The following is an 8,165-nucleotide window of genomic DNA, read 5'->3' as shown; positions in this document are numbered from 1 at the left end:
AGGCGTCCGCCACCGGCCTGCCGGTCGTCGCGGGCGACTCCGGCGGCGCGCCGGACGCCGTCCTGGACGGCGAGACGGGCTTCGTCGTCCCCGGACGCTCCGTCGAGTCCGTCGCCGCCCGCGTCGTCCAACTCCTCCAGGACGAGCCGCTGCGCCGCCGGATGGGCGAGCACGGCCGCCGCTGGGTCGAGGACTCCTGGCGCTGGGACCTCCTCGCCCACCGCCTGGAGCAACTGCTCTGAAGACCAGGGGCAGTTGCACTATCAGGGGCGCGAGGAACTGCGCGAGAACCCCCTACTTCGCGTAAATCGCCTCTACCTCACCCGCGTAGTCCCGCAGGACGACATTCCGCTTCAGCTTCATCGACGGAGTCAAATGCCCGGAGTCCTCCGAGAACACCGTGTCGAGAATGCTGAACTTCTTCACCGCCTCCGCGTGGGACACCGCCTGGTTGCCGTCGTCCACCGCCGCCTGGACGTCGGCCAGCAACTCGGGGTCGTCCTTCAGCTGCGCGAGCGTCGCCTCCGCCGGCTTGCCGTGCAACTGCTTCCAGGTGACGAAGAACTCGGGGTCGATGGTGATGAGGCAGGCGATGAAGGGCTTGGCGTCGCCGACCACCATGACCTCGCCGATCAGCGGGTGGGCGCGGATCCGGTCCTCGATCACCGCCGGGGCGACGTTCTTGCCGCCCGCCGTGACCAGGATCTCCTTCTTGCGCCCGGTGATCGACAGGTAGCCCTCGTCGTCGAGCTTGCCCAGGTCGCCGGTGCGGAAGTAGCCGTCCTCGGTGAAGACCTCCCGGGTGGCCGCCTCGTTGTTCCAGTAGCCGCGGAAGACCTGCCGGCCCTTGATCTCGATCTCGCCGTCCTCGGCGATCCGGATCGTGGTGCCCGGCAGCGGCGGGCCGACCGTTCCGGCCTTCGCATTCGGGTACGGGTTGACCGCCACCGCGGGCGCCGTCTCGGTCAGGCCGTAGCCCTCGCACACGAACAGCCCGACGCCGCGGAAGAAGTGCGTCAGCCGGGCGCCGAGCGGGGCGCCGCCGGAGATCGCGGCCTTGGTGCGGCCGCCGAGCGCAGCGCGCAGCTTGCCGTAGACCAGCCGGTCGAACAGCGCGTGCTTGAGGTTCAGGCCGACCGGGATCTTCCCGGCCTCCTGCGCCTCCGACCAGGCGATCGCGGTCTGCGCGGCGGCGTCGAAGATCTTGCCCTTGCCCTCGGAGTGCGCCTTGAGGCTGGCCGAGTTGTAGACCTTCTCGAACACCCGCGGCACCGAGAGGATGAAGGTCGGCTTGAACGAGCCCAGCTCCTCGACCACGTTCTTCACGTCCGAGCAGTGCCCGAGCTTGGCCCGGGCGTAAATCGCGCCCACGTGGATGATCCGCGCGAACACGTGCGCCATCGGGAGGAACAGCAGCGTCGAGGCCTCGGCGTTCTCGCCCTCGCCGCGGAAGACCTTCTCCAGGAAGTTCACCGCGTTGCACGCCTCGAACAGCATGTTGCCGTGCGTCAGGACGCAGCCCTTGGGCCGTCCCGTCGTGCCCGAGGTGTAGATGATCGTCGCCACCGACTCCGGGTTCAGCGTCGCGCGGCGTTCCGCCAGCACCGACGCGGGCACCTCGGTACCCGCGGCCGCGAGCAACGCAAGGGCGCCGGACGGCGCGTCGGTGGAGGACTCGATCTGCCAGACGTGCTTGAGGCCCTCGGCCTGGTCGCGCACCGACTCGATGACCGCGGTGTTGTCGGCGTTCTCGGCGAACGCGGCCACCGCGCCGGAGTCGGACAGGATCCACGCGACCTGCTCCGCCGAGGAGGTCTCGTAGATCGGCACCGGCACGCCGCCCGCCTCGAAGATCGCGAAGTCGAGCAGCGACCACTCGTACCGGGTGCGGGACATGATCGCGACGCGGTCGCCCGCGCCGACACCCAGCGCCACAAGGCCCCGGGCCACCGCGGTGATCTCGTCCAGGAACTCCTGCGCCGTCACATCCCGCCACACGCCGTCGACCTTGCGGCCGAGCACCGCCTGGCCGGGCGCCTCTTCGGCGTTGCGATGCACGAGATCGGTGAGATTGGCACCGGCGGGTACCTCGTACAACGGTTCAACACTGAACTCGCGCACGCGCGCTCCTCGAAAATACGACTGTCCGGTCTGCCGATCGTCGGGGGCAGTGAAACCGCGTCCCCGGGGTCGAGCCCTCGGCGCGCCGTCCTGTCCCCGTGGCTGCTGCCACGGCTTCAGCACCGAAGGTACATCTCATTACCGGTGAGTAGCTAGTGTTTCGGCCTAACCACAGGCGGATCGGCATTCCCTCCTTAGCGCCTCTTTGGCGCGGTACCCTGAACCGAGCGGAGCCGGGGGCATGGCCGGCCGGGGTAGAAAGGCAGGGCGATGGCGGACCGGACCAGAGCCTCCATCCAGATCGGCGCGCCGGCGGCCGACATCATGGCGGTCATCGCGGACCTGCCCGCCTACCCGGAGTGGACCGGCGAGGTCAAGCAGGCCGAGGTGCTCGAGCAGGACCCCGACTCCGGCCGCGCCGCGCGGGTGCGCCTGTCCATCGACGCCGGGGCGCTGCGGGACCGGCAGGTGCTCGACTACACCTTCGACGGCGACCGGGCCGTGCACTGGACCCTGGTCGAGGGGGACATGCTGCGCTCGCTGGAGGGCTCGTACGTGCTCACGCCCGCCGACGGCGGCGCCGCCACCAACGTCGAGTACACCCTCGCCGTGGACGCGAAGATCCCGCTGTTCGGCATGATGAAGACGAAGATCGAGAAGGTCATCATCGACCGCGCGCTGGCCGGGTTGAAGAAGCGCGTCGAAGCCACGGCCCGCTAGGCCGCGGCCCGACGAGACGACACGACGCGGATTTCTGACGCCCATGGACACCACACCCGCCCACCCCGGGGCGACCCCGGACGCTTCGGCCAGACCCGGACCGCTCGCGGAGCCGGCGTCCCCGGCGGAACCGCTGGCCCGCGCGACCCGGCTGGTGTTCTGTACCGGCAAGGGCGGCAGCGGCGTGACGACGGTCGCCGCCGCCACCGCCGCGCATGGAGCGCAGCGCGGCCTGCGCACGCTGATCCTCTCGCTCGGCGCGCTCGGCCCGGACAACGACGGGGACGATCTTCCGGCGATCCTCGACCATCAGGTCGGCACCGTGCCCACCCAGATCGACGATCTGCTCTACGCGCAGCGCTTCGCCGCGCAGCCCGCGTTCGAGGAGTGGTACGGCAAGGCGGCCGCGCGGTTCCGCACCGCGCTTGAAACTTTCGGTGTCTCGGTGCCCGACGCGGCGGAGCTCGCCGCCCCGCCCGGAGTGGCCGAACCGCTCGCCCTGCTCGAGATCACCACGGCGGTCAGCGGCGGCGCCTGGGACCTCGTCGTGGTCGACGGACCCCCGCTCGGCCCGGCCCTGCGGCTGCTCTCCCTGCCCTCGAACTCGCAGACCTGGCTGCGCCGGGCCAAGCCGGTGGAAGGCCAGGCCGCCCGCGCGCTGCGCCCGGTGCTGGCCACCCTCGCCGGCCTGCCGCTGCCGCAGACCGGCCTGGTCGACCTGGCCCAGGACGCCGCGACCAGGGCCGCGGCCGCGCACGCGATCCTGGCCGACCCGCTCTCCTCGGTCCGCCTCATCGCGACCCCCGACACCGTCGCGATCTCCCGGCTGCGCGCCGCCCGCACCGCGCTCTCGCTCTACGGCCTGCGCCTCGACGGCGTGGTGATCAACCGTCAGATCCTCGAAGCGCCCAGGGACAGCTGGTCGCGCGGCTGGGCGGCGGCGCAGCGGATCGCCACCGAGACGCTCACCGAGACCTTCGCCGGCGTGCCGATCCACGAGATCCCCTACCGGCCCTGCGAACCGCTCGGCTTGGAAGAGCTCGCCGTGGTCGCGGCCGCCGCCTACGGCGCGGGAGACGGGCTCGGCCCGGCCGCCGCGCCGCCCGCGCCGGCCCTGGCCGAGAGCGAGGGCGGATACACGCTGGTGGTGCCGCTGCCCGCGGCCGACCGGCGCGGCCTCGGCCTGGTGCGCCGCGGCGACGACCTGATCCTGACCGCGGGCGCCTATCGCAGGACCCTGCCGCTCGAGCCGGTGCTCCGCCGCTGCCGGGTGGCCGGCGCGGTGCTGCGCGACCAGGCCCTCAACATCCGTTTCGTCCCAGACCCCGAGCTGTGGCCCCAGTCGGCCGAGCCGGCCGCGACCCCGCCGTCGGCCCAGCCGCCGCAAGACCCGTCCCCCGCAGGAGGCCAGCCGTGACCGAGCAGAGCGACGCCGCCGAACGTCCCGAGGACGACGGCGAAGAGATCCCGGTGGTCGAGCTGACCCCGGCGCAGCGCCATCCCGCGCCGACCTCCGCCCAGGCCGACTGGACGCGGACTGAGCCGGTACGGGATGATCCGGGGACGCTCGGTGAGGAAGCGCGGCGGCTCTGGGACTCGGTCCGTGAGCAGTTCGTCGACCCTCTCGTGCGTAACTACCCGGAGGCGGCCGGGCATCTCACCACAGCGGGCACGGAGCTCGCGGCGGCGCTGCGCGCGCTCGTCCGCGGCGCCGAGCAGCGGTGGACCAACGGCGGCGAGGAGCGCCCGGATGACGGCCGCGACGGCCCGCAGGACAGATAGCCGGGACGTCCGGCGCGCCGGGCAGGGTGAAAGGGCTGAGTGAGGGGACCATGGGACTGACGATCGGCGTCGACATCGGCGGCACCAAGATCCTGGCCGGCGTGGTCGACGAGACCGGCGCGATCCTGGACCGGGTCAAGATCCCGACGCCGCGGGACTCGGCGCAGACCGCCGCGGCGATCGCGCAGGCCGCCCAGACCGTGCGCAAGGACTACCCGGTGGAGGCCGTCGGGCTCGGCGCGGCCGGGTTCATCAGCGCCGACCGGGCCACCGTGCTGGTCGCCCCGAACATGTCCTGGCACGACGAGCCGCTCAAGGCGCGCATAGAGGCATTGATCGACCTGCCCGTGGTGGTGGAGAACGACGCCAACGCGGCCGCCTGGGGCGAGGTCCGCTTCGGCGCCGGGGCCGCGCGCCCCAACGTCGTGCTGTACACCATCGGCACCGGCGTCGGCGGCGGCATCGTGCTCAACGGCGAGCTGTTCCGCGGCCACTTCGGCATCGGCGCCGAGTTCGGCCACTACCGCGTGGTCCCGGACGGACGCCCGTGCGGCTGCGGCCAGAAGGGCTGCCTCGAGCAGTACGCCTCTGGCAGCGCCCTGACCCGCTTCGTCAAGGACCGCGCGAAGGAGGACCCGGAGCGGGCCCAGATCGTGCTCGGCCTCGGCGACGGCACACCGGACGGCATCCAGGGCGCGCACATCACCGAGGCCGCCCGCAAGGGCGACGCGGTAGCGCTCGAGGCCTTCGCCGAGATCGGCCGCTGGCTCGGCCAGTCGATGGCCGACCTGGCCTCGATCCTCGACCCCGAGGTGTTCGTGGTGGCCGGCGGCGTGTCGGACGCGGGCGAGGTCCTGACCGCGCCGACCCGGGAGAGCTACCACAAGGCGCTGGCCGGCACCGGCGACCGTCCGTTCGCCGAAGTGGTTACCGCCACGCTGGGTCCGGACGCCGGCCTGATCGGCGCGGCCGACCTCGCCCGGCACCGCTGAGCGCACGCACGCTCGAAGCTGACGCCGCGTCAGGTCCGGGTTCGTTCAGCTGAGGTGGCGGACCGGGTCTGCCGGATCAGGCCCGGGCGCCCTGCGCTCGGGTCGATCCCAGCCGATCTGCTGAGGGAGCGTCAGAGCACCGCGCCGTACGTCGGATCGTCCGGGTCGTCGTCCCCGTCCTCCGGGCGATCCTTCAAACGGCTGACCAGATAGCCGAACCCGACCACGCCCGCGAGCACGCAAAGCAGCGCGGCCCACTGCGGCGTCTGCCAGTGCAGCAAGGTGGCCAGGGCGAGATAGGCCGGGCCGCCGAGGCCCGCGATCCAGGCCGCCTTGGTCGCCATGCCCAGTTCTGGCAGCGGCGGCGGGGGAGGGGGCACGTAGCCCTCTTCGACGGGCTCTGACGGCGTATCCCAGTCCCGCGGGCCGGGCGCCGTCCACGTCACCGCGGGAGGAGCCGACGGAGGCTGCTCCTGCCCCGGACGCGCCGCCGGGCGTACCACCCGGGAAGGCGTCGCAGGGGTCGTGCCGACGCCGTGACCCGCGCCCGCGCCGGTTCCCGTCCCGGTGCCGGCGCTCGAATGAGGGCCCTGCGTGCCGGCGCCGCTCTGCGCGCCGCCTCCGTAGCCGCCGTCTCCCGGGTTCGGCTGCGTTTCCGGGACAGGCAGATTCTCCGCGTCGGGCCACCGGCCGGGCTGGTCCGCCGTACTGGCGTGAAACGCCGCGACCAGTTCCGTCCAAACCGCGTCGTCCACCGCTCCCGGCCGGTCGCCCTCGCTCGGGCGGTCCATGTCGCCTGTGGTCATCGCGGAGCTCCCGCCTCGAGATTGCCTCGCCTCACGTGTGCGCCTCCACCGGGGCATCGTCCCACGCCGCCCGCGTTCACGTACAGCCAAACCGGCGACTCGAAGCGACCATCGCACGTCTCGCACCACGGCGGCCGCGACGCAGGTACACTCCGAGTCCCGCGGTCAGGCACGTTGCCGGGAGGTGCAGCGGTTCGATGTTGTACGGCCTGCTGAAATCGGCGCTGCTCGGCCCGCCGCTGCGGCTGAGCTTCCGGCCGCGCGCCCGCGGCGTGGAGCACTTCCCGGCCGAGGGGCCGGTGCTGCTGGTGGCCAACCACCAGTCCTTCTCCGACTCGCTGTTCATGCCGATCGCCGCGCCGCGCCCGGTGAAGTTCCTGGCGAAGGCGGAGTACTTCACCGGACGCGGCGTCAAAGGCCGCCTGTTCGCAGGCTTCTTCCGCGGAGTCGGCTCGATTCCGATCGACCGCTCCAACGCCGCCACGGCCGATCCCGCGCTGAGCACCGCGCTGCGGCTGCTCTCCGAGGGCGAGGTCGTCGGCATGTACCCCGAGGGCACCCGTTCGCCGGACGGCAGGCTGTACAAGGGCCGCACCGGCGTCGCGCGCATCGCGCTCTCGGCGCGCTGTCCCGTGGTGCCGTGCGCGATCTTCGGCACCGACCGGGTCCAGCCGACCGGCCGCCGGCTCCCCGTGCCCAGCCTTGACCCGCAAGGCCGCGTGCGCGTCGTCTTCGGCAAGCCGCTGGACTTCTCGCGCTACACCGGCCCGGACGGCGCCGCGTGGGAGGCGCTCGCGGGCACCGACGCGGAGCGCGCGGTACTGCGCGCCGTGACCGATGAGATCATGCTCACGATCGCGCGGATGACCGGGAACGAGTACGTCGATGTCTACGCCTCCACAGTCAAGAAGTGACCGCCGGGACCGGACGGCCGCCGCACGCGCGATGGGCGGCGTACCGGTCCCGTGAGTCAGCGTCTTGTTTAGAGCGGCCGCTCTAAGCAGCTCGGGCCGGGTCGGCCGCGCTCAGCGCGATCCGGTGCCCGGTGACGGTGACCTTGGTCTGCAGGTAGCGCAGGTTCGAGGCGGTGACGAAGACGCCGGTCGGCACCTTGTCCCGCACCGTGATCCCACGCCGCGTCAGCTGCCAGGCCTTGTCCGGGTTGTTCGAGAGCAGCCGGATCCGCGACGCGTCCAGCGCGTGCAGGATCTGCGCCGCCGCGGTGTAGTCGCGGCCGTCCGAGGGAAGGCCGAGCGCCTCGTTCGCCTCGTAGGTGTTCAAGCCCTGATCCTGAAGCGCGTAGGCGTCGAGCTTGTTGTACAGGCCGATGCCCCGGCCTTCCTGCCGTAGGTAGATCAGATAACCGCCGGCCTTCGAGATCTGCTCGGCGGCGTCACGCAGCTGCGGACCGCAGTCGCAGCGAGCCGAACCGAACACGTCCCCGGTGAGGCACTCGGAGTGCAGCCGCACCAGCGGCACCTCCGCCTCCGTATATCGGCCAAGACCGAGCGCCACGTGCTCCTGTCCGTCGACCAGCCCGTCGAAGGTGAAGACCTGCGCCTCGGTGCGGAACCCGTCGCCGAACTGCAACGGTATGCGCACGCTGGTGCGCACGGTCGCGGCCGCAAGCGGCGATTCGGCGGACCCCAACGTCGACTGCTGCTCGCTCATCCGTCTCTCCCGTGCCCGGAGGGTGCGCTGTCATCATCCAGCGCCGTCGTCGATCGCGCCCTGCGTTGATCGT

Annotated in this window: 9 protein-coding genes; 6 read left to right on the top strand and 3 right to left on the bottom strand. The window is 72.0% G+C overall.

The features are described 5' to 3' along the window. On the top strand, window positions 1–242 hold a 242-nt coding region (locus tag VFB40_RS06495), incomplete at its 5' end, for a glycosyltransferase (RefSeq protein ID WP_324848382.1). 52 nt (window positions 243–294) lie between these two features. Here the strand turns inward: VFB40_RS06495 and VFB40_RS06490 are convergent. Continuing rightward, a complete protein-coding gene (locus VFB40_RS06490) occupies window positions 295–2,121 on the bottom strand; it encodes an AMP-dependent synthetase/ligase (protein ID WP_324848381.1) in 1,827 nt (608 codons plus the stop codon). A 270-nt stretch (window positions 2,122–2,391) separates the two neighbouring features. On the opposite strand from VFB40_RS06490, the gene VFB40_RS06485 reads away from it, so the two are divergent. Genes VFB40_RS06485 through VFB40_RS06470 form a run of 4 tightly spaced genes read left to right on the top strand, consistent with a single transcriptional unit; the run spans window position 2,392 to window position 5,615 of the window. Beyond that, window positions 2,392–2,841, top strand: coding sequence for an SRPBCC family protein (locus tag VFB40_RS06485; protein WP_324848380.1), 450 nt, complete (start codon window positions 2,392–2,394; stop codon window positions 2,839–2,841). 43 nt (window positions 2,842–2,884) lie between these two features. Continuing rightward, the gene (locus VFB40_RS06480; RefSeq protein WP_324848379.1) at window positions 2,885–4,258 is read left to right on the top strand and encodes an ArsA family ATPase; all 1,374 of its coding nucleotides are present in this window, start codon (window positions 2,885–2,887) and stop codon (window positions 4,256–4,258) included. Beyond that, window positions 4,255–4,623, top strand: a complete 369-nt coding sequence (locus VFB40_RS06475; protein WP_324848378.1) for a DUF5304 family protein — start codon at window positions 4,255–4,257, stop codon at window positions 4,621–4,623. Before VFB40_RS06480 ends, VFB40_RS06475 begins: the two co-directional genes overlap by 4 nt. A 50-nt stretch (window positions 4,624–4,673) precedes the next feature. Further along, window positions 4,674–5,615, top strand: a complete 942-nt coding sequence (locus VFB40_RS06470) for an ROK family glucokinase (RefSeq protein WP_324848377.1) — start codon at window positions 4,674–4,676, stop codon at window positions 5,613–5,615. A 131-nt stretch (window positions 5,616–5,746) separates the two neighbouring features. Here the strand turns inward: VFB40_RS06470 and VFB40_RS06465 are convergent, their stop codons facing one another. Next, the gene (locus VFB40_RS06465; protein ID WP_324848376.1) at window positions 5,747–6,421 is read right to left on the bottom strand and encodes a hypothetical protein; all 675 of its coding nucleotides are present in this window, start codon (window positions 6,419–6,421) and stop codon (window positions 5,747–5,749) included. A gap of 197 nt (window positions 6,422–6,618) precedes the next feature. Here VFB40_RS06465 and VFB40_RS06460 point away from each other — a divergent pair, with 197 nt between their 5' ends. Beyond that, window positions 6,619–7,335, top strand: a complete 717-nt coding sequence (locus tag VFB40_RS06460; RefSeq protein WP_324848375.1) for a lysophospholipid acyltransferase family protein — start codon at window positions 6,619–6,621, stop codon at window positions 7,333–7,335. Between the two features lie 82 nt (window positions 7,336–7,417). Here the strand turns inward: VFB40_RS06460 and VFB40_RS06455 are convergent, their stop codons facing one another. Further along, the gene (locus VFB40_RS06455; RefSeq protein ID WP_324848374.1) at window positions 7,418–8,092 is read right to left on the bottom strand and encodes a GTP cyclohydrolase II; all 675 of its coding nucleotides are present in this window, start codon (window positions 8,090–8,092) and stop codon (window positions 7,418–7,420) included. Between the last annotated feature and the right edge of the window lie 73 nt (window positions 8,093–8,165).

Source organism: Actinocrinis sp., assembly GCF_035650855.1.
Taxonomy (GTDB): Bacteria; Actinomycetota; Actinomycetes; order Streptomycetales; family Catenulisporaceae; genus Actinocrinis.
Note: the sequence above shows the minus strand (reverse complement) of the source record. Positions and strands in the feature narration are given on the sequence as shown.